Annotated in this window: 19 protein-coding genes; 7 read left to right on the top strand and 12 right to left on the bottom strand. The window is 40.8% G+C overall.

Translation table 11 applies throughout. The features are described from left to right. Positions 1 to 17: 17 nt before the first annotated feature. Positions 18 to 1,487: an aminoacyl-histidine dipeptidase gene (locus NI389_RS20840; protein WP_308363458.1), complete on the top strand. Its 1,470-nt coding sequence runs from the start codon at positions 18 to 20 to the stop codon at positions 1,485 to 1,487. Positions 1,488 to 1,552: 65 nt separating this feature from the next. Here NI389_RS20840 and NI389_RS20845 read toward each other — a convergent pair whose 3' ends face one another. Further along, on the bottom strand, positions 1,553 to 2,278 hold the full coding sequence (locus tag NI389_RS20845; protein ID WP_308363459.1) for an SDR family oxidoreductase: 726 nt from the start codon (positions 2,276 to 2,278) through the stop codon (positions 1,553 to 1,555). A gap of 115 nt (positions 2,279 to 2,393) precedes the next feature. Between NI389_RS20845 and NI389_RS20850 the strand changes: the two genes are divergently transcribed. Beyond that, positions 2,394 to 3,068: a hypothetical protein gene (locus NI389_RS20850; protein ID WP_308363460.1), complete on the top strand. Its 675-nt coding sequence runs from the start codon at positions 2,394 to 2,396 to the stop codon at positions 3,066 to 3,068. A gap of 47 nt (positions 3,069 to 3,115) precedes the next feature. On the opposite strand, the gene NI389_RS20855 is transcribed toward NI389_RS20850, so the two are convergent. Next, on the bottom strand, positions 3,116 to 4,480 hold the full coding sequence (locus tag NI389_RS20855) for a leucyl aminopeptidase family protein (RefSeq protein ID WP_308363461.1): 1,365 nt from the start codon (positions 4,478 to 4,480) through the stop codon (positions 3,116 to 3,118). A gap of 108 nt (positions 4,481 to 4,588) precedes the next feature. After that, positions 4,589 to 4,963: a hypothetical protein gene (locus NI389_RS20860; RefSeq protein WP_208845347.1), complete on the bottom strand. Its 375-nt coding sequence runs from the start codon at positions 4,961 to 4,963 to the stop codon at positions 4,589 to 4,591. Between the two features lie 394 nt (positions 4,964 to 5,357). Between NI389_RS20860 and NI389_RS20865 the strand changes: the two genes are divergently transcribed. Both NI389_RS20865 and NI389_RS20870 read left to right on the top strand, forming a co-directional pair. After that, positions 5,358 to 7,940, top strand: a complete 2,583-nt coding sequence (locus NI389_RS20865; protein WP_308363463.1) for a TonB-dependent receptor plug domain-containing protein — start codon at positions 5,358 to 5,360, stop codon at positions 7,938 to 7,940. 90 nt (positions 7,941 to 8,030) lie between these two features. Beyond that, positions 8,031 to 9,479, top strand: coding sequence for a tetratricopeptide repeat-containing sulfotransferase family protein (locus NI389_RS20870; protein ID WP_308363464.1), 1,449 nt, complete (start codon positions 8,031 to 8,033; stop codon positions 9,477 to 9,479). A 39-nt stretch (positions 9,480 to 9,518) separates the two neighbouring features. Here the strand turns inward: NI389_RS20870 and NI389_RS20875 are convergent, their stop codons facing one another. Together NI389_RS20875 and NI389_RS20880 are read right to left on the bottom strand one after the other, a co-directional pair. Next, on the bottom strand, positions 9,519 to 10,430 hold the full coding sequence (locus tag NI389_RS20875; protein ID WP_308363465.1) for an alpha/beta fold hydrolase: 912 nt from the start codon (positions 10,428 to 10,430) through the stop codon (positions 9,519 to 9,521). A gap of 111 nt (positions 10,431 to 10,541) precedes the next feature. After that, entirely contained in the window at positions 10,542 to 11,393 is an 852-nt protein-coding gene (locus NI389_RS20880; RefSeq protein WP_308363466.1) for a GNAT family N-acetyltransferase, read from the bottom strand. 180 nt (positions 11,394 to 11,573) lie between these two features. On the opposite strand from NI389_RS20880, the gene rlmF reads away from it, so the two are divergent. Then, positions 11,574 to 12,431, top strand: a complete 858-nt coding sequence (rlmF, locus tag NI389_RS20885) for a 23S rRNA (adenine(1618)-N(6))-methyltransferase RlmF (protein ID WP_308362612.1) — start codon at positions 11,574 to 11,576, stop codon at positions 12,429 to 12,431. A 62-nt stretch (positions 12,432 to 12,493) separates the two neighbouring features. On the opposite strand, the gene NI389_RS20890 is transcribed toward rlmF, so the two are convergent. Next, entirely contained in the window at positions 12,494 to 12,964 is a 471-nt protein-coding gene (locus NI389_RS20890) for a hypothetical protein (RefSeq protein WP_308362613.1), read from the bottom strand. 793 nt (positions 12,965 to 13,757) lie between these two features. Between NI389_RS20890 and NI389_RS20895 the strand changes: the two genes are divergently transcribed. After that, a complete protein-coding gene (locus NI389_RS20895) occupies positions 13,758 to 14,156 on the top strand; it encodes an RlmF-related methyltransferase (protein WP_308362614.1) in 399 nt (132 codons plus the stop codon). 146 nt (positions 14,157 to 14,302) lie between these two features. On the opposite strand, the gene NI389_RS20900 is transcribed toward NI389_RS20895, so the two are convergent. Beyond that, entirely contained in the window at positions 14,303 to 14,824 is a 522-nt protein-coding gene (locus NI389_RS20900; protein WP_308363467.1) for a DUF2059 domain-containing protein, read from the bottom strand. A gap of 146 nt (positions 14,825 to 14,970) precedes the next feature. Next, the gene (locus tag NI389_RS20905) at positions 14,971 to 15,849 is read right to left on the bottom strand and encodes a LytR/AlgR family response regulator transcription factor (RefSeq protein WP_308363468.1); all 879 of its coding nucleotides are present in this window, start codon (positions 15,847 to 15,849) and stop codon (positions 14,971 to 14,973) included. Positions 15,850 to 15,942: 93 nt separating this feature from the next. Here NI389_RS20905 and NI389_RS20910 point away from each other — a divergent pair, with 93 nt between their 5' ends. Then, a complete protein-coding gene (locus NI389_RS20910) occupies positions 15,943 to 17,145 on the top strand; it encodes an acyltransferase family protein (RefSeq protein WP_308363470.1) in 1,203 nt (400 codons plus the stop codon). A 46-nt stretch (positions 17,146 to 17,191) separates the two neighbouring features. Here the strand turns inward: NI389_RS20910 and NI389_RS20915 are convergent, their stop codons facing one another. The 4 genes from NI389_RS20915 to NI389_RS20930 form a co-directional block, all read right to left on the bottom strand. Beyond that, the gene (locus NI389_RS20915) at positions 17,192 to 17,545 is read right to left on the bottom strand and encodes a sensor histidine kinase (protein WP_308363471.1); all 354 of its coding nucleotides are present in this window, start codon (positions 17,543 to 17,545) and stop codon (positions 17,192 to 17,194) included. Beyond that, complete coding sequence (locus tag NI389_RS20920; RefSeq protein WP_308363472.1) at positions 17,502 to 18,602, bottom strand: response regulator; 1,101 nt, start codon at positions 18,600 to 18,602, stop codon at positions 17,502 to 17,504. The genes NI389_RS20915 and NI389_RS20920 overlap by 44 nt, the downstream gene beginning before the upstream one ends. 132 nt (positions 18,603 to 18,734) lie before the next feature. Then, positions 18,735 to 19,319: a thymidine kinase gene (locus NI389_RS20925; RefSeq protein ID WP_308362620.1), complete on the bottom strand. Its 585-nt coding sequence runs from the start codon at positions 19,317 to 19,319 to the stop codon at positions 18,735 to 18,737. Positions 19,320 to 19,381: 62 nt separating this feature from the next. After that, a complete protein-coding gene (locus NI389_RS20930; RefSeq protein ID WP_308362621.1) occupies positions 19,382 to 20,149 on the bottom strand; it encodes a substrate-binding periplasmic protein in 768 nt (255 codons plus the stop codon). Between the last annotated feature and the right edge of the window lie 115 nt (positions 20,150 to 20,264).

Consider the following 20,264-nt stretch of genomic DNA (forward strand, 5'->3'; position numbering starts at 1 on the left):
AAAAAACGGGAATCACGATGTCACAACCCTACCAAGATTTACTTCAATTAGAACCAAAACCAATTTGGCGCTTTTTTAGCGAGATTTGTTCTTTTCCTCACCCATCAAAGCATGAAGAAGCACTCGCGCAACACATAATTGCGTTCGCAAAAAGCAAAAATCTATTCGTAACACGTGATAGTGTTGGCAACGTAATCATTAAGAAACCAGCAACCGCGGGAATGGAAGATCGTCAAGTCGTGGCTCTTCAAGCGCATATCGACATGGTGCCGCAAAAGAACGACGATACCAATCACGATTTTGTTAAAGACCCTATTAAAGCCTACGTTGATGGTGACTGGGTCACTGCACAAGGTACTACGTTAGGCGCAGACAATGGTATTGGGATGGCGTCATGTCTTGCGATTTTGGATTCATCTGACATCCCTCACGGTCCGATTGAAGTGTTGCTTACGATCGACGAAGAAGCCGGTATGACCGGTGCATTTGGGTTAGAAGCGGGATACCTAGATGCCAAAATTCTCTTAAACACCGACTCAGAACAAGAAGGTGAAATCTACATGGGTTGCGCTGGTGGCGTTGACGCGTCGCTGAAGCTCTCTGTAGAACGTGAAACACTGAGCGGGAATTACGTAACGTACAAGTTAGCACTCAAAGGACTTCGCGGCGGTCACTCTGGTGTGGATATTCACACAGGTAGAGGCAATGCCAATAAATTGCTCGCTCGGTTTTTGGCTCACGGTCAGTTAAGTCAGGCACTTCGTCTTGTTTCTATTTCAGGTGGTACGCTGAGAAATGCAATTCCTCGTGAAGCGTATGCGACAATAGCAATACCAGCTGAGTTGGTCGAGTCATTACGTGTAGCAATGGACGCATATACCGCTCTTGTTACTCAAGAATTGGGGGCCGTTGAGAAAAACATTCAGTTCACAGCAAGTGAAGAATCAGCGACGCCAGATGTCATGAGTTTAGCAAGTCAGAGCACCGTTCTTGCCCTTATGAATGCGTGTCCAAATGGTGTTGTGCGAATGAGTGATGACATTAAAGGTGTAGTGGAAACGTCATTAAATATGGGCGTTGTTACCACAACAGGATCACAAATCGAGATTTTGTGCTTGATACGTTCGCTAATTGATTCTGGCCGCCAAGATGTCGAAGGCATGTTGACTTCAATTGCATCGCTTGCCGGCGCATCAATCCAATTTTCAGGTGCTTATCCAGGTTGGAAGCCAGACCCAGAGTCCAAAATTCTGCATATTTTCCGTGACATGTATGAGCAAACCTATGGATACAAGCCACATATAATGGTCATTCATGCAGGTTTAGAATGCGGTTTATTCAAAGAGCCTTATCCTGCAATGGATATGATCAGCTTTGGCCCCACAATCAAGTTTCCTCATTCACCTGAAGAAAAAGTAGAGATTAAATCTGTAGGTCAATATTGGCAACAACTTTGCGGTATTCTTGCACATATTCCTAAAGCATAAATCCACAGTTAAATCTAATAAACAAGCCGCGGACCGCGGCTTGTTTATTAAAAACGTAAATGACTCTATGCACCACCCGCTACGTCGATAAAAGTACCAGTCACAAAACTCGCCTCATCTGACAACAACCAAGCGATTGCATAAGCGACTTCGATAGGTTTTCCTCCTCGTTTCAAGGGGATGTTATTTGCTATACGAGCGACCCTATCTGGGTCGCCACCATCAGCATGCATTTGCGTTTCGATAAATGCAGGACGTACTCCGTTAACACGAATACCAAGCTCAGCCGCTTCTTTTGCCACCCCTTTTGTCAAGGTGTCCATTGCCCCTTTACTCGTTGCATAATCTACATATTCAAAAGGAGAACCCGTTACGGCAGCGAGAGATGAGACGTTTACGATTGCGCCACCGCGCGCCATTCGGTGAAGAGCTTCTTTGGTACACAAAAAGCATGAAGCGACATTTGCTTTAACAACCCACTCAAACCGTTCGAGTGTCATGTCTTTTAACTGTGATTGATGAGTCAGTCTACCAACGTTGTTAACAAGATGAGTAATTGGACCTAGTTTTTTTTCGGTCGTTTCAAACAATCGTCGGACCTCTTGTTCAGAAGACACGTCTGCTTGGCAAGCTATTGCAACACCTCCTGATTTCTCTATTTCACTCACAACTCTTTGCGCACTTGCATGATCGCGTAGGTAGTTCACACAGACTTTATAACCTCGCAGAGCAAGTAACTTCGCTGTTTCTGCGCCAATTCCTCGACTTGCACCAGTAACAATCACTACCATGAATCTAGTCCTTACAGTTCATAAACAACACTTATTGTCGACATTTTACAAGGAATATTGCTTTAAACCAAGTTAAAGTTAAAATAAACACACGCATTGTCGACATTTAAACTTTATGCTTTATACACTTTTAGGATCAATTAATGCTGCACTCATCATGATGAGTGCTTATGGAGTACTCCTTCAACTTAAATCAATTTACGATCGTCAAGTAAATCATAAGGACAATCCCACTGCAGTACTTTCGGTAAATCAATTTACTGTTTCTTTTATTGCCTATTTTTCTTTTTATCTGTACGCGATTTTCATTGAACCGATTAACCATTTTCTTGCTTGGCCGCGCCTTCTAGCAAGTGTTCTTACGTGGCTGATTTTGGTTGAAATTTACCGAGACCGGCAAACACGTTACTCGAAAGTAAGCTCATTACTGGGTGGGTTCTTTTTATGCGGTGGACTACTCGCGCTTACATCTAATGTGACGTTTATTGATGAAGGGAGACGATTGTCGACATGCCTAATCATTGTGGCAAGCCTATTAATAGCGCAAGGTTACACGCATCAATTTATCCAAATCATAAAATCACGCTCTACTGGCGCAATCAATCTTAAAATGAGTCAGTACATTTTATTGATGGACATCTCTACCATTGCATTTGCGCTTACTATGCCACTAATACAAGGGTGGCCATTTTTGGTTTTGGCTTGCACCAGTGCGGTAACGAAACTAGTTATGATGTACTTGTTTTATTGGGTCAAACAATTCTCAGCTAACAATCAAAAAACAAATTGAGTTGAGTAATATAAATGCCTGCATTATGCAGGCATTTATTTAAACGGCTATTTATATCGTGATTCTAAATAACGGAACACGGCGCGAAGACCCAATGCTTCTCCCCCTACAGGACGACCAGGTAAAGGACGTAAATTCCAAGCCATAACATCGAAATGAACCCAAGGAGTGGTTTTAGGCTCGACAAATTCCTGTAAATACAATGCTGCGGTAATTGCTCCACCAAAAGGTGTTGTACCACAGTTCGCCATATCTGCAACGTCGCTTTTGAATAACGCCTTATATTGGCTAAATAAAGGGAGTTGCCAAACTGGGTCTTGCAGGTTTTCACCTGCGTCGATAATGCCTGCTGCAACGGCTTTGTCTGTAGAGAAAAAGCCCGGCAACTCTGTTCCAAGCGCAACTCGGCAAGCGCCTGTTAGAGTAGCAAAATCGATGATCAAATCAGGTGTTTCAGCTTGAGCTTCTGCGAGAGCATCACAAAGTACAAGACGACCTTCCGCGTCCGTATTATCAATCTCAACGGTTATACCTTTACGGGTTTTAACCACATCCCCTGGACGAAATGCATTCTTAGAAACCGCATTTTCCACCGCAGGAACCAATACTCGTAAACGCACTGGTAATTTCGCAGCCATGACCATTTGAGCAAGGGCAATTACGTGTGCCGCCCCACCCATGTCTTTTTTCATGTTACGCATGCCTGCAGCTGGTTTTAAATCGAGACCGCCAGAGTCAAAGCATACACCTTTGCCAACCAATGTAAGTTTAGGTGCCTGTTCGTCACCCCATGAAAGATCTAACAAACGAGGCTTATTATCGCTCGCACGACCAACTAAATGGATGGTCGGATAATTGTGTTCGAGTAATTCGTCACCAATAAGTTGGCTAAATTGACCTTGGTAAGTTTGTGCAAGTTCTTCCATTGTTTCCGCTAGGTGCTGTGGCATCATGTCTGCCGCAGGCATATTTACAAGATCTCTTGCCAAGAAAAGTGCGCTAGTCTGCAGGATAACTTTGTCGTAGATGGCACTGTTTTCAATTAACAGCTTAGCTTCAATCACATCCAACGATTTGTATACACCAAACTGGTATGCCCCCATCACAAAACTAAAGGCAACACGCTCAACTAACTCATCGGTCCCTTGAACCTCATATATTCCTTTTGGCAATTGTTGAGCCAACTCGCCTGCAACCCACATATCGTCGAGGTTATCTGCAACAACTATCGTTTTATCAAGCTCACCCGTGGCTACAGAAGGCACATGAAATACTTTTTGTTTTGACTTGGTAAATTGCGAAATCCAAGTTTGGGTGAAGCTCTCCTGGGCTTCGAGCCAAGAACCCAATTCGTCTTTCGCAACGAAATAAAGTGGCGTTGCCTTCCCTGATTTTACTAAATATTGACTCATGAATGCCTCTTTAGTGTTAAAAGTCTATTGTTCTGAGCATATCAAACAATGCTATTCAAAATGAAGAGCCGGCTTGAAATAAGCGATGCCAAAAAATACGGTGTTGCGTTATTTTCTTGAAGATGTGTCTTTATCTTTCTTAAACGAAAAAGCACTGGGCAATACGTCTACTCCACACCATTGGCCTAGTTTAACAATGATTGGAATCGTGATAGGAGCAAAAGGAAGAATTGCAAATACACCTAAACCTAACCCTTTCAACAGGTCAAAAAATTGGGCATGGGCAATTTTTAATTCTTGTTTGTCGGCTTGTCCTACTGAGTAACGTTTATAAATTTCGAGCATCTGCTTTGTTTCTTGTTTTTCCTGACGCAATGCGAGTTTTAACAAGATAAGCGCACGTCGTAGTTTTAACTGTTGACGTTTTTTTGAAATTTTCACCACTCTCAAAGGTGCTTTATGTACAACTCGATATAATCTCATAAACGATGTGGTGATAAACCTTATCAGTATTGATGAAACATTTTAGCAAATAGCCGTGTAGAAAACTATTTGCCTATAGTCGCATATTCGGATACTACCTATTGGCAAAAAGAAGATAATTCCAAAAAGCCAAAAAATCTTAATTTTGGTTTCAGAATTTGCGGTATCTCCAGAATATTCTATCCTCAAAATACCCAATTTGAGTGAACAACGCCTGAACTTGTTCATTTCCACAAAATTGAAACGGAATGCTAAATTGGTCTAAACGTTAGAAAAAAAGACGAATTTAGTGATTGCACATAATGTTAACTGTGTGTATAACAAAACGGAATGCGCATAACATATTTGGTTTTGTGTTTTCATTATGACAACAAATATAACTGGGGAAAACAGGATGAAACATAATATTAGTAAATTGCAGCGCGCAATTAGCTTTGCACTTGCCTCGTCTGCAACAATCGGTATGTATTCTACAAACGCAATGGCAGCCGAAGATGGCGGTGAAAAAGCCAAAGACATAGAAAAAATTGCGGTTGTAGGTTCACGTGCGGCACCTCGTTCAGTAGGTGACTCACCAGTACCAATCGACATTATCGGTGGTGAAGAACTTAGCAAAACAGGCAACAATGACATGCTTGAAATGCTGAAAGGTTCAGTACCTTCGCTAAACGTACACCAAAACCCTATCAGTGACGCGGCGTCCCTTATCCGCCCAGCCAACCTTCGTGGCTTGCCATCAGACAGCACGCTAGTTCTATTAAATGGTAAACGTCGTCACCGCGCATCAGTAATCGCGTTCCTTGGCGGTGGTATTAACGATGGTGCGCAAGGTCCAGATATTTCTGTGATCCCAGGGATTGCAATGAAACAAGTAGAAGTACTACGTGATGGCGCAGCAGCACAATACGGCTCTGATGCAATTGCTGGTGTTATCAACTTCGTACTTAAAGATAACTCTGAAGGCGGCAGTTTCTCAGTCAAGCATGGCGAATATTACGAAGGCGATGGTGCGCAGACGACTTACGAAGGTAACGTCGGTTTACCATTTACCGATCAGGGCTTTGCAAACTTAAGCTTCCAATACAAAAACTCAGATGCAACAAGTCGTTCTGTGCAACGCCCAGATGCGGCTAAGTTCGCGTCACAAGGCGTTCCAGTTGCAGATCCTGCACAGATTTGGGGTGCGCCAGAAGTCAAAGATGACGTTACATTGTTTGGTAACGTTGGCTTAGATTTAGACAACGATACTCAGTTCTACATGTTTGGTAACTATTCTGAACGTGATGTTAAAGGTGGTTTCTACTACCGTAACCCTCAAACTCGTCCAGGCGTTTATTCAAATGATGATGGCGCAACTTTACTTGTTGGTGATCTTGATGGCGTAGGCACAGGTATCACATGTCCAGTTGTGAATTTAGATGGCGGTCCACTAGCAGACAACCCTGCTTACCAACTAATTGCGGCTGATACAGAGCTTGGTCGTAACTGTTTTGCCTTCAATGAAATGCTTCCAGGCGGTTTCACTCCACAATTCGGTGGTAACATCACTGATACCTCATTAACAATGGGTGTAAAAGGTGAATTTAAGTCGGGTTTCCTATCTGGTGGTTACTACGATTTGAGTGGCTCGGTAGGTCGAAATGAAGCTCGTTTCCTAATCTACAACACGCTTAATGCTTCAATGGGTCCAGACACACCACGTGATTTCAGCCCAGGTAAGTACATTCAACTTGAGAAAAACTTTAACTTTGACGTGTCAAAAGGCTACGATTTTGATTTAGCCTACGATGTTAACGTTGCTGGTGGTCTTGAATGGCATGAAGAAACATTTGAAGTACTTTCAGGTGATGAATCTTCGTTCAAAGTGGGTGATTTATACACTCAAGGCTTTAGTATCGGTTCAAATGGCTTCCCTGGTTTCAAACCTTCAGATGCGGGTGAATACACGCGTCGTAACTATGCAGCGTATCTAGATATTGAAACGCCGTTTACTGAAGAGTTTTTGATGGGCTGGGCACTTCGTTTTGAAGATTATGATACGTTTGGTTCAACAACAAACTATAAGGTAACAGCTCAATTCCAAGCGACAGATACCTTGGCACTTCGTGGCTCCGTGAGTACAGGTTTCCGTGCACCAACGGTTGGTCAAGCGAACGTTTCCAACGTTCAAACTAACCTAAGCAGCGGTGTATTGGTTGACTCTGCGCTACTTCCACCAACGAACCCGATTTCTGTTCAACTTGGTGGTAAAGAACTGCAACCTGAAGAGTCACAAAGCTACACAATGGGTGCGGTTTACCAAAATGACGGTTTCTTCTTCACGGTTGATTATTACAACATCCAAGTTGAAGATCGTATCAGCCAATCAGACAAGATTGAGTTAAGCCCTGCAGATAAAGCAGCGCTTAAAGCTGCTGGTGTGCCAAACGTAGATGGTCTTGCGCAAGTTAGTTTCTTCACTAACGACTTTGACACAACGACGCAAGGTGTGGACGTTGTAGCGAACTACTCAATGGACATGCTTGGTGGCTATGGTACATTCGCGCTAGCGTATAACTGGAACGACACGAAAGTGGATAAGTTCTCAGCTATTACTGGTGAATTCAAGGTTAAACGTCTTGAAGAGGATCTTCCAAACCACCGTGCGACATTAACTTGGTCTCAACAGTGGGATAAAGTATCTGGCTTTATTCGTGCTAACTATTTTGGTGAATACCAAGGCGTTCACGTAGATTACGACGCAACGGCAAAAACAGCTGATGCGGCGGTGACATTAGACGCAGAACTCACCTACTTCCTAACAGACGAGATTAGTTTAACTGCAGGTGCTCAAAACTTGTTTGACCAAGAAGCAGAAAAGCTTGATTTCGCTGGGAATGGCTTAGTGAACAACCAATGGGGTGGTAAGTACTACGAAACTTCGCCAATGGGTATCAACGGTGGTTTCTACTACGTAAAAGCAACATACACGTTCTAAGTTTAACTGAATGATGAAAAGGCGAATTGTCTACGACATTTCGCCTTTTTTATTTTATAGTTAGACAAAACAACAAACCATCGAACGACCATGCTGTTGCTACAAAGAGCGAATGAACTCCTAGCTGAAAATAAGTTAAAAGAAGCGGAATTTATGTTTAAAGCGGTGCTCAAGGAAGTACCCGACAACGGCCCTGCTCTTTTTGGACTTGGTCGAATCGCGATGCGATTAGAACAATATGATCATGCAATTTATTTTTTAAAGCGTGCGTGTAACCACTTACCCAAGATGCTCGATCCCCTATTCGCTTTAGGTGATGCATTTCTTGCGGTTGGTTCTGCTGTGGATGCCAAAACTGTACTCGAGTACACACTTAGCATTGCCAAACATAATGCTCATGCCCACTATTATCTCGGGCAATTCTATTTAAATCATGGTTTCATCTCTGAAGCCAAGAACACCTTTACTGCGGGGCTCAAATGCCCAACCGGACCTGTTTCGGCGTTTATGTTGTTTGAATTGTCAAAATTAGACGACAGACAAAATTTAGTAGATCATATTAAAAGTCTGAGTGAGTTACTTAATCAATATGATAACAAAAGACTCGAAGTTGTAATCCACTATGCTTTAGCCAACTGTTATCACCGGAGTGAAGATTTCAAGTCTGCATTTTTACATTATAAATTGGCAAATGAGGCTCAGTACACTCAATGTCACTTCCAAACCGAAGACATGCTTCCATTTTTTGGTTCGATAAAATCGGTATGTGGCAGTGATTTTTTTAACCAATCTCTCGATAAAGTTACTGCGACATTTACGCCTGTGTTTATTGTAGGTTTACCACGTACAGGCTCTACTTTGCTTGAGCAAATGCTGATCCAACACGAAAACATCGACTCTTTAGGTGAAAATACGGCAATAAGTGACAAGGTTGTAAGCTATTTAGAAAAACGCGTCGAAGCACCTTTTCCAGAATGTCTGCACCGTTTGAGTACCCATGTCCTTGATTACGGACGAGAGATTTATACCAATGAAATTCGTAACGCGCGAATTGAAGCGCCTTACGTCATTAACAAGCTTCCTTCGAATTTTCAATCTATTGGGGTGATCCGTAAATTATTTCCTGATGCGCGCTTTATTCATGTCACTCGAGAGTTTAATGCGAATGCATGGTCCGTGTATTCTAATTATTTTGAACACGATGAACCTTATTTTTGCTCTGCAAGGGAATACCAAATTTATGCTCAAGCAGAAGAAGAACTGATGACACATTTCAAGCAATGTATTGGTCGCCATATTCACACGGTCAGCTATGAAACGCTCTTAGCTGAACCGGAAAAAACCATTAAAAGTACACTCAACTTTTTAGATCAGTATTATGACCCTGAATGCATGAACTACTATAAAGGGAAACGATTGGTCCATACATTGAGTAAGTCACAAGTACGCCAACCCTTAACAAAAGCGCCTATTGAGGCTTGGAAAAAATACCAAAAAGATTTTGAGGGCCTTTTAAACCAGGAATCAGTAAGCCCGTAAATTCAATTATCTAATTAACTCTACGGGTTGGCAAAGCGATTACAGAGACCTATTTTTAAGATGGGATTGGAACCAGAATAACGCGTCTTGAAATTGATCGAGACGTGCATTCGGGTGCGTAAGCATATTAATGTGGTCATAATTGCATTTATGGCCAAAACGTTTGCCAAAAATCCTAATTTCCTGTGTGCCTAAACCCGACTCTTCCATAAATTTTTTAATGTCGATTGGTTGTGCCAATGCTTTGTCCTTAACACCTGCAATATGCAAAATTGGCGGTAGTGCCATCTTGGAAAGCGTCTTGGCATAATCAAAGTTATCATCTGAATCTACCCAAGGTTTAATTTTCGCCCATTCCATACTTTGGCGATGTGACTTTACTGTTTCTTCATCGCTTCCCCACTTTAACTTTCGTGCAGGTAGGTATCCATGTTTCTTAGCTAAAATAGGTGCTAGACCATACCAAATCAGATTTCCCTGTATAAACTTTTGCGGGTGTCGGTTATAAAGGCTGCGTTTAGAGCCAAAATATACACAGGCATCAACGTGTGAAATCATCTCTGGAAAGCGCGCGAAATAACTGTTCATCAACACACCGCCCCAAGAATGGGCGACCCAAAAGCGAGGATATTTACCCCTGAGTCCCTTTATTCCTTCCAACATAGTCGGAATGTCTTCTAGGATAGCTTCAGTCTGTCCGTAGCTATGACCTGGGCCAATATTAGGGATACTCTTTCCGCGACCTCGCAGATCGGCAACGTAACAATCATAGCCATGCTCAGCCAGAAATGGCGCCAACCCTTTGTTGGATTCCGTATAAAAAATTTTGCCATTTTCGACAGCTCCGTGCATGAAAAACACCGGTTCACCTGTGTTTTCATCATCGTAAATTCGACGTAAATGCAGTTTTGCACCACCAAATGGAAGCAATATCGATTCTTGTTTGATCATCCTGATGTCTTTTATTTTTGTAAAATCAAACTCATCGTACCAGCTAAGACTATCGACAGCAATCACGGCAACCCAGCTCGCCGTTTATGAAATACTTAGGCTTGTTTCCTCCTATCCAATTTCAAAAGACGTAATACCAAAGATTCTTCTAACATCAAGTTTAGGAATGTTACCTGTGTACATACGTGCAGTTTCAAAACAGGGCTTCATCGCATAATTATCCACTAATGCTAACGCCTGTTCGTTAATTGCAGGAACATCGAGATATATAGTATCACCTTCCCGTAAACGAGACTGAACTGCGTCAAAAAGTGCTTGCGCGTACTCTATTTTATCGGCGAATAGTGGCCCGACCTTAACACCCTTTTCGCAATATCGAGCAACGGCATACCCTTTCAGTTTACCTTCGATGAGGTATCCAAACGCAATATGCTCAGGATGTTCAATCCAGTTTTTCAAAAATTCTTTACGTTCAACTGGGAAAAAGGCAGTTTCAAACTGTGCCACTTTATCGAATGCAACGTCGATAAGGTCACAAACCTCTCCCGAAATTGATTTCGGTGCGACGACAGAACCTTCAAAACGAATATTTTGATAGGCGAATTTAAATCCCGATTTTTTGTAATTATCTTGCTGTGCCACAACACCGTCTAATCCAACATTGATCCCTGAAAGATAGTTCATACCTGCTTGCCAAAGTTTATAACCAAAACCTTTTCCACGATATTCAGGTTTTACAATGTAAAACCCCAAAAAACCAAACTCATTGCCATAGTTAACCACCGAAATACTAGCAATAGGCTCGTCGCCTAAATACCCCATCAGGAACCCATTTGGATCGGCTCTATAGTAACATTCAGCATCAAATTTGCCCGGATTCCAGCCTTCAAGTTCGGCCCAGTTTGATGCCAGTTTAAGATCATCTAATGACATGGTTTTGATTGTATATTCCTGACTATTCATGTTGATTCCTATGTTATTTATCAATCAAAGTACTTGTACTATGCGTTGCCCACCGAATAGAGCTTAACATCCTCATTTACTTTGAGTTTCCAAAGATAGAAAGCACAGCATGATGGAATAGATTATGTTTGTTAGCTAGGTTTAAAGTATACTTAGCTTTTGCCTATAACACGAAGAACTGTGCATACTCGAAATATTCATCGCCAAGGCTACGATTTTAAGCAACTCGTTTCCGTATACCCTGCATTGTCCAATCATATCGTAATTACTCAAAGAGGACAGCAAAGCATTGATTTCTCAAATCAAACAGCAGTTATTACGCTTAACCAAGCCTTACTTAAGTTGCATTATGGGATAGATTTTTGGACTGTGCCAAACCCATTTTTGTGTCCTCCCATCCCAGGACGTGTAGACTACATTCATCATTTAGCCGAATTTCTAGAAATACAACCTGATTTTCATTCTCACGATAAGGTCAAAGGGCTGGATATTGGGACTGGTGCTTCCGCTATTTATCCTATTTTGGGACTAAAATGCTATAGCTGGCAATTTGTCGGTTCTGACATTAATAAAGACGCACTAAAGTTAGCGAAACAATGGTCTGAGTTTAATAACCTTGGCCTGAAATTCCGACATCAACCAAATGGCGAAATGATGTTCGATAATATTATTAAACCTGGTGAGCAGTTTACATTTACTATGTGCAACCCGCCGTTTCACGCTTCAGCACAAGAAGCACAAGCGGGCACAGAACGAAAGTGGCGTAACTTAAAAGGAAAGACTCAATCGAATCTCAATTTTGGTGGTCATGCACCGGAATTGTGGTGCGAAGGGGGTGAACTGACGTTTATTAAAAACATGATCAGTGAAAGCCAGCAATATTCGGAACAGGTAAATTGGTTTACGAGTCTCGTGTCAAAATCCGATCATTTAAACTCTCTTGAAAAACACGCAAAAGATTTGGGCGTCACCAATTGGAAAGTTGTCGATATGGAACAAGGGAGTAAACAAAGTCGATTTGTCGCTTGGAATTGGTAGCAATATTTTATATTAAGTATCCTAGGTATAGGAAGCATTCACTTCCTATACCATTATTATATTTAACTTTGGACTGATTCTGTCTGACTTGAAGAAACAACATTTTGTTTACTTTGAATCTCAGCCAAATCGTTAATACAATAGTTAATATAATAAACATTAAACAGGAACGTATAAAACCCATTCATACGAAGGTCTATTTTATACTCGTTTGTTGCATATTCCTGTAATGCCGTTTTAGCCCTAAATGCCCACAAGATATAAAGCACTGCGCTCGAAATTGAGAGTAATCCCGCCACAGCATCTACAGCAGCAACACCAGAACCTTGAAAAGTACCACCAAGCCCAACACATACAGCAATATAAATTGGATAGTTATCGTCTACGAGTTCTTTTTTTGTAATAGACGCTATTATTTTCGAATTTTTGAATAGCCAAAGAATTAAGTAAATTCCTGCTGTAGCAATTGACAACAAAACAAAATTGGTAGTTTTTGTATTTACTTGTTCTTTAAGCTCGGTAATAGATGACATGTTTCTTCCTTATCCAATAGGTATAATTTCCATCATTGCAAGCAAAAAAGACTTGCATTATCCATGCTCGGAAGATTGACCCTTGACCGATAAAATAAGCTTTTAAAGGAAAGGTTTAGAAATGAATTACAGCCATCAATTGTCAAGTTAGATCCTTTTTATAAACTTTAACAACGAACTAATCCATGTCCATCAATCAAACGACCGGTTACAAATGTAAAATATTTCCTAGGGCGTTTTCAAGTTATTATTTGAAATTTTATATGATATTAATATTACATCACAACTTTAGAGCTCATTCCGCAAGTGGCGAAATACAATAGTGAAACTTTAAAACCAAAATTCGTGCAATATATTAAATATTTTCCATTCAAGAAACCACACCTTAAATAAAGCTGCTAGTTTACTTTTAAATTAGTAACCTCCTTCCATAAATGAGTAACTACTACCTATTGCCATCTAAAAGATCGAACTCCTCATTGCTGATTAACAATCGTTTAATTTACATGATGATCAACTCCATTACTGTGATGAGCTAGGGTGTTTTGTTGCGCTATGCCATATTAGGCATCATAACGTTGACTAAGGGTCGTTACGTTCGGATTTGAAAATGTTCCGTGCTGGATTTGAAGCTTTCAAATTCGGAGACCCTAACTAAAAGCGCTCTATAGTGCTTCAAAACCAAGAAACGTTCCTAGTGACTAAGCACACCGTTCATCGTCGATTTTCTTATAAATTGAAACTTTTTTCAACTTTCTTTCACGAGAATCCAAGTTCTTAGATTTAATACACTATGAATAATTTACCCCTTCCTTTCCCTTTTCACACTTCAGCACAAGAAGCACAAGCGGGCACAGAACGAAAGTGGCGTAACTTAAAAGGAAAGACTCAATCGAATCTCAATTTTGGTGGTCATGCACCGGAATTGTGGTGCGAAGGGGGTGAACTGACGTTTATTAAAAACATGATCAGTGAAAGCCAGCAATATTCGGAACAGGTAAATTGGTTTACGAGTCTCGTGTCAAAATCCGATAATTTAAACTCTCTTGAAAAACACGCAAAAGATTTGGGCGTCACCAATTGGAAAGTTGTCGATATGGAACAAGGGAGTAAACAAAGTCGATTTGTCGCTTGGAATTGGTCAGCGCAGCCTCATCAAAAGGACGAAGTCCATTTTATCAGTTCGAATTGATTTGATGTTCCAACTGCCTGTTAAGATGGATAAGACTGGCTCTTCACAAAGAGCCAGCACCTTTACAAAGCTAAACACCATAATTGATCAAAAAATCGTGCCACACAACAAACAAAAGGCTTAAGGCACATATTTAACAAGTATGATTAGTTTTTATTAGTCGCTTGTGTATTTGCTTTTTCTGCTCGCTTTACTTCAAGTTTCTCATTAAATTCCTGACTCAACTCCTGAATTTTTGGTAAGAAACTTTGAACCATCTTCATAGAAACTTGCATTGTATCCGACATTACCTGAGGCATTTTCGTTAGCATGGAACGTCCAGACTCAGACTCATAAAATGCTAACATATCCGAAATTTCCTTTTCAGTGTAATGCTTTAAATAAACATCAATAATGTCTGCTCGCATTTTATCCATACTCATTTCCGTACGCATTACATCAAAAAGTTGCTTCGTGTGTTCATCAAATAACGCTTGTTCTTCTGGCGTTTTACCTAGTTTGGGTGAATTTTTCACTATAGATTGCTGCATCTGGTTATACATTGATTCCATCATTGAATCCATTTGCATTGAAGTGAGTAGCGATTCTACTGCTTCGCGTCGCGCATCTTGCGCTTGTACGTAAAATGAAAATAGCAAACTAAAGCCTAAAACGAGCAGTTTTTTCATACTAAATCTCCATGTTTTGATGAAATAATTTATCTTTTGCTAACTACATCAATAAGATGCTAATAACGCTTCAAATTACCACAAACCTCAATTAGGAACAATAAAATCAACTCTACCTATTGGATATCGTTACTTCGAGAATCAACTCAACTAAAGCTACGTTTAAACTCATCTTTGTATCGCCTTGATAAAGGTAAATGAGTTCCGGCCTTTAGTTTAATCTCTCCATCTCCACTTGCCTGATATTGAATGCTTTCAATAGCATGATGATTTACGCTATAGCTACGGTGAATGCGGCTAAAACCTGCAGCTTTAAGCCTCTGTGACACATTAGATAAAGTGCCTCGAAGCGGATATACACGGCCATTACTGTGTAGGTTGACGTAGTTACCTGATGATTCGAGCCATTCAATTTCGGCAACTTTAACCAAAAACTCTTTATCCAGTTTTCTAACCAAGAAATGTTCCGGATAAGGCACTACTGAATTACCATCTGGAGCTTGTTCACTAGTGATAGGAACTGCTTCTCCTTTCACCCTAGAAAAACCAAATCGCACAAGATGATATACAACATACAAAGAAACATAGCCCCATGCATCTTTGCGGTATTCGTACCATCCTTCTCTCATCCAATCACCAAAATCATATAGTCCACCTGCCACTAAATAGACTAAATGGCGAATTAAAACCATTAAAGCAATATGGCCTAAACTGAACACAATCGTTCCTACTAAATGAACTAAAATCTGTTTGCGAATATAACTAAAACGAGGTGGAAATGTTCGAAAAAACCAAAACAACAACGGCATTAAGCAAAATGTGCTCAACGCACTGGAGTATTCCCAAACAATCGGCTCCCACAACGAAATACTCGGATTGCCATGTCGAGTAAACTCCATCCATTGCGTTGACGCATTGATGGAATTATTGATGAAAAGGTAGATTGCCAAGCATATATAACCATAAAAACGTTGATGTTGGTCTAGACGTTCAAACCAAGTATTTTTTTTATCCCCAATATCCACCGCTAATCCCTAAAACAAGTCAGAACAAACACTTATGCGTATTTTTTTGGACGTGTCACGTCACACTTGAGAAAAATATAACTGGAGCTGGCTATGGAAAACAACCTTAATCTTCGTCGTTATGATATTGATTGGATACGTACAATCGCTTTAGGCGTCCTAATTCTATATCACATCGGCATGTACTACGTTGCTGATTGGGGATGGCATATTAAAAGTGACACGACTTACGTCTGGCTACAAGATGTTATGGTGTTAACAAATCCTTGGCGAATGTCGTTGCTGTTTTTTATTAGCGCTGTTGCCTTGTCGCTCGTTTTAAAACGTTATCATGCTCAAGACTTGCTCCTGATTCGAAGTAAACGCTTATTAATTCCGCTCATTTTCGGTATGTTTACCATTGTCGCCCCCCAGGTTTACGTCGAAGCACTTAGCCAACAGCTCATAGAGCCAGGCTTTCTCTCTTTTTGGAGTCAATACATCAATCCTAAAACAACATTGCTGACTAAACATCACTCCCCTATAGGGCTTCTTACGTGGAATCATCTCTGGTTTTTACCTTATTTATGGCTTTATAGCGCCATTGTTATTGTGCTTCACCCGATACTATTGGACATAGCAAATGCAAAGTGGTTTTCGAATATTTCAGCGAGATCGTTTGTTATTCTCACAATGACATCGATTGTCTTAAGTTGGTACTTTCTAAGGGAGTCGTATCCTCCATCAAACGCGTTGGTAGGTGACTGGTACAATCATGCTAAATATTTTGGTGCCTTTATTCTTGGGTACTTTTTTCCTCGACACATTATTTGGTGGTCAAAACTCATTGAAAAACGACGTCTATTTTTAATGCTGGCCGTAACTAGTTACATGTTTATTTTATTGGATAGACATGGGATGTTTGCCTCTCTTGCTGAGATGTATAAAACCAATGATGTGGTAAAGATCTTATATGGCTACCTATTTTCGATGAACCATTGGGGATTTATGTTTGCCGTGGTGGGATATGCTGGATATTGGCTAAATCGACCCAGTCCTGTGTTACGTTATTTGAATGAAGCTATCTTGCCATATTACATTCTCCATCAAACGCTCATCGTCGTGTTCGCTTGGTGGCTTAAGCCATATTTATTCCATCCTATCATCGAGTTTCCGCTTTTACTTGTGTCCACTCTGGCTGGTTGTGCAATAGGATTTGAAATCGTGAAACGCGTGCAAATATTTCGATGGTTGTTTGGATTAAAACGCTCAGGGGAATCGGACTCGATAAAATACGCTTTTAGTAACTCAAAGTAATTTGTCGTTTAATCGAGTGCGCATTGTCAAAGGCGTGCTGAATTTATCAATGAGGTTTGCCTACTGGAAGCACAATGTGTACTCGAGTATGCAAACCGAGCTGAGACTCTACATACATATCGCCAAAATGGCTTTTAATAATCGCTATCGCGATGCTGAGCCCAAGACCTGTACCCGAGCCAATCGGTTTAGTGGTAAAGAACGGGTCAAATATGCGATTTAAAATATCAGGTTCGACTCCCCTGCCGTTGTCTTCAATTAGAATTTCTAAGCTGTCTTTATCTAAAGGTTTAATTGAGATGAGCACTTTACCTTCCGCTTTGTCTACAACCGCTTCATACGCATTCTTAATTACATTAGTTATTGCTGTACCTATTTGGCAACCAATACATCGGATCAAAAAAATCTTCTGGAATTTGAGTTTCAACAACACAACAATGCGGTTTTATTTCCTGTGACTTTTCCAAAGCAAGCTGAATCATTTTGGATAAATTAACGTCTTCGACAGCTTGTACCTCTTGTGCCGTAAATACACCTAAATCTTTCACTATCGCCTGAATGCGATTGAGGCCAAGTTTGACATCCCCCATTAAGTCATTCGCGTCGTCGAAGACCCAATCAAGTTGGTAATTCTTTTTCAAAACCTCGAGCTGCTGAAGATACTGTTCTTCATTTGAAATCGAAGCATTTACTGTGTCTTTCCACATTGATTGCCACTTGCCAAGATAAGACTCTAAAAATTCAAGGTTAGAAAATAGAAAACCAAGTGGATTATTAATTTCATGTGCAACACCTGCAGCCAATTGACCGAGTGAGGCAAGTTTTTCAGCCTGAACAAGCGCAAATTGCTGGCGTTCGATTTCAGCCATTGCATCAACAAGTTCATCATTGGACGCTTTTAGCTCGGCGGTGCGTTGTTCTACTTTCAACTCCAAACTTTGATTAAGTAGCGCAAGTTCATCAGATAAATGCTTGAGTTTTGAGACATGTTCAAATGCCCTCAATGCAGCCGTAACCGTCGAGAACAACCGTTCTTTCGTCAGTTCTGTCTTGCATTTGTAATCATTGATATCGTACTGCTGCATAACAACCTGTTCAGGGACATCCCCTGGCTGTCCGGTCCGCAGCACAATTTGCACAGTATCATTCATCAAGGTATTACGAATTTGCTCTGCACATCGAAGTCCCGCATCGTTTGTTTCCATGATGACGTCGAGAAGAACGAGCGCTACGCTTGGTTTGTCTCGAAGGATAGATAAAGCTTCGTCGCCGCTGTAGGCATGGAGTATTGCAAGTTTTTTTCCATGATACATGAAATTATTGAGGACTAATTTAGATAGAATATGCACCTGCTCATCATCATCGACGATAAGTACTGGCCATGCTCGTTCGTCATGACTCTCATGTTCGTCAGATTCTTTCTGAAAGAAACTTAAAGGCGCATCTTTGTCTATCATTTCGGCCAGATACTCACATTTTTTAGAATGTTTGTCTGTTCTTACGAGAGCAAATAACGATGATTAATTCATAGAATCGCATTTGCACACTAAAGTAATCTTGGGCCGAAATGACCAATTTTACAAATTGAGTTAGCAGACTTTCGCTAACTCTTCTTTATAATGTGCTCGACATACCGATACGTATCGGTCATTGCCACCTATTTCCACTTGGGCGCCATCTGCAACTGCAAGACCCTGCTCGTCTAACCTCAACACATGGTTTGCTTTGCGTCCACAATGACAAATTGTCTTCAATTCAATTAATTTATCTGCCCACGCAAGTAAATATTGAGCACCTAAAAATAGTTCGCCTCGAAAATCCGTTCGTAATCCATAACACAAAACTGGAATACCCAAATGGTCAACGACGTCAGTCAATTGGAGCACTTGATCTTTTGTTAGAAACTGCGACTCATCGACCAAAATACAATCCAGTTTTTGCTTTTGGTGTGCGTCGCTAATTAAGGCAAGCACGTTGGTTTCGTTTTCATAAACGTGTGCATCGGCTTCAAGACCGATACGACTCGCTACTTTTCCAACTCCTGAGCGATTGTCAATTGCTGCTGTAAGAATAAAAGGCGTCATACCTCTTTCGCGATAATTGAATGCGGATTGCAGAAGGGTTGTCGACTTGCCCGCGTTCATCGCGGAATAATAAAAATACAGCTGTGCCATTGTCATTACCTTATAGAAAATCCAATGGATAATATCAAACAACAGCTAAAAAACGAAAGAACTCAGTCTTCCAATCCTTTCATAATGTATTTCAAATAGAGCGGTGTGCTCGGCATCTTTTCTAAATGTTGCCAAACCGCATTTACAGTAGAGGGATGCTCTTTTGCATATCCTTTTGAAAACGCGACAAATCCATAATTCATCTCAGATGCTGGATACTTTGCAGCAAGGCTATCTGAGTGCAAAAAGCCAATCACTTTTTCTTGGCCGATTTCACAAATCCCCACCGTTGCATCAACAACACCTTTTAACACCAAATCGTAAGCATCGTTTTGCGAGTAAGTATTTATCACTCGGTAACCTTGTTCGGCTAAAACAGATGAAACGGAATAACCATTTGGAACGGCTACCGTGACACTTGCCGTGCCTTGAAGACGATTAACACGAGTCTTTTTAACGATTAAACAAGAACCAAATTGGCTAATTGCTTTACGAGTGTGCAAACGCCCATCCACTCGTTTAGGAAATACCATAAAAGATTCACGTTCCTCTCGGTAAGAGGCGATAACCGCGTCGACTTTGTTTAAAGTAAGATCTGCTAAACAACGTTTCCAAGGACGTCTTACAAATTGAAAATGAATATGCGGGTCAGCAATGGTTATCTTTTGCAAAATCTCAATACTTGCACCTGGGTCTTCTTTGGGTACGTCAAAACCTTCTCCCATAAACATTGGGGGAAGTGCTTTATCTTCGTAGCAAAAGATAATTTCAGAACCATAGCACGTTATTGAGCAAAAAAGGCTAAACACCCAGATAGCGACAAATTTCATGGAGTCTCGAAGAAGCTTGCTCTCGCATAGTTAGTAAGTGAAGCATAGTAAAAAATCGCTAACTTTTCGATCCTTATTTGCCACAATTCTGTATTTATAGAGAGATAAGCACATG

The organism is Pseudoalteromonas xiamenensis, assembly GCF_030994125.1.
Taxonomy (GTDB): Bacteria; Pseudomonadota; Gammaproteobacteria; order Enterobacterales; family Alteromonadaceae; genus Pseudoalteromonas; species Pseudoalteromonas xiamenensis_B.

Excerpts from the sequence above, each read along its gene's own strand:
- NI389_RS20880 (WP_308363466.1), bottom strand. The coding sequence starts at position 11,393 with ATGAATAGTCAGGAATATACAATCAAAACCATGTCATTAGATGATCTT.
- NI389_RS20855 (WP_308363461.1), bottom strand. The coding sequence starts at position 4,480 with ATGAGTCAATATTTAGTAAAATCAGGGAAGGCAACGCCACTTTATTTC.
- NI389_RS20845 (WP_308363459.1), bottom strand. The coding sequence starts at position 2,278 with ATGGTAGTGATTGTTACTGGTGCAAGTCGAGGAATTGGCGCAGAAACA.
- NI389_RS20890 (WP_308362613.1), bottom strand. The coding sequence starts at position 12,964 with ATGTCATCTATTACCGAGCTTAAAGAACAAGTAAATACAAAAACTACC.
- NI389_RS20840 (WP_308363458.1), top strand. The coding sequence starts at position 18 with ATGTCACAACCCTACCAAGATTTACTTCAATTAGAACCAAAACCAATT.
- NI389_RS20930 (WP_308362621.1), bottom strand. The coding sequence starts at position 20,149 with ATGAAATTTGTCGCTATCTGGGTGTTTAGCCTTTTTTGCTCAATAACG.
- NI389_RS20900 (WP_308363467.1), bottom strand. The coding sequence starts at position 14,824 with ATGAAAAAACTGCTCGTTTTAGGCTTTAGTTTGCTATTTTCATTTTAC.
- NI389_RS20920 (WP_308363472.1), bottom strand. The coding sequence starts at position 18,602 with ATGATAGACAAAGATGCGCCTTTAAGTTTCTTTCAGAAAGAATCTGAC.
- NI389_RS20865 (WP_308363463.1), top strand. The coding sequence starts at position 5,358 with ATGAAACATAATATTAGTAAATTGCAGCGCGCAATTAGCTTTGCACTT.
- NI389_RS20925 (WP_308362620.1), bottom strand. The coding sequence starts at position 19,319 with ATGGCACAGCTGTATTTTTATTATTCCGCGATGAACGCGGGCAAGTCG.
- NI389_RS20875 (WP_308363465.1), bottom strand. The coding sequence starts at position 10,430 with ATGATCAAACAAGAATCGATATTGCTTCCATTTGGTGGTGCAAAACTG.
- NI389_RS20850 (WP_308363460.1), top strand. The coding sequence starts at position 2,394 with ATGCTTTATACACTTTTAGGATCAATTAATGCTGCACTCATCATGATG.
- NI389_RS20910 (WP_308363470.1), top strand. The coding sequence starts at position 15,943 with ATGGAAAACAACCTTAATCTTCGTCGTTATGATATTGATTGGATACGT.
- NI389_RS20870 (WP_308363464.1), top strand. The coding sequence starts at position 8,031 with ATGCTGTTGCTACAAAGAGCGAATGAACTCCTAGCTGAAAATAAGTTA.
- NI389_RS20895 (WP_308362614.1), top strand. The coding sequence starts at position 13,758 with ATGAATAATTTACCCCTTCCTTTCCCTTTTCACACTTCAGCACAAGAA.
- NI389_RS20860 (WP_208845347.1), bottom strand. The coding sequence starts at position 4,963 with ATGAGATTATATCGAGTTGTACATAAAGCACCTTTGAGAGTGGTGAAA.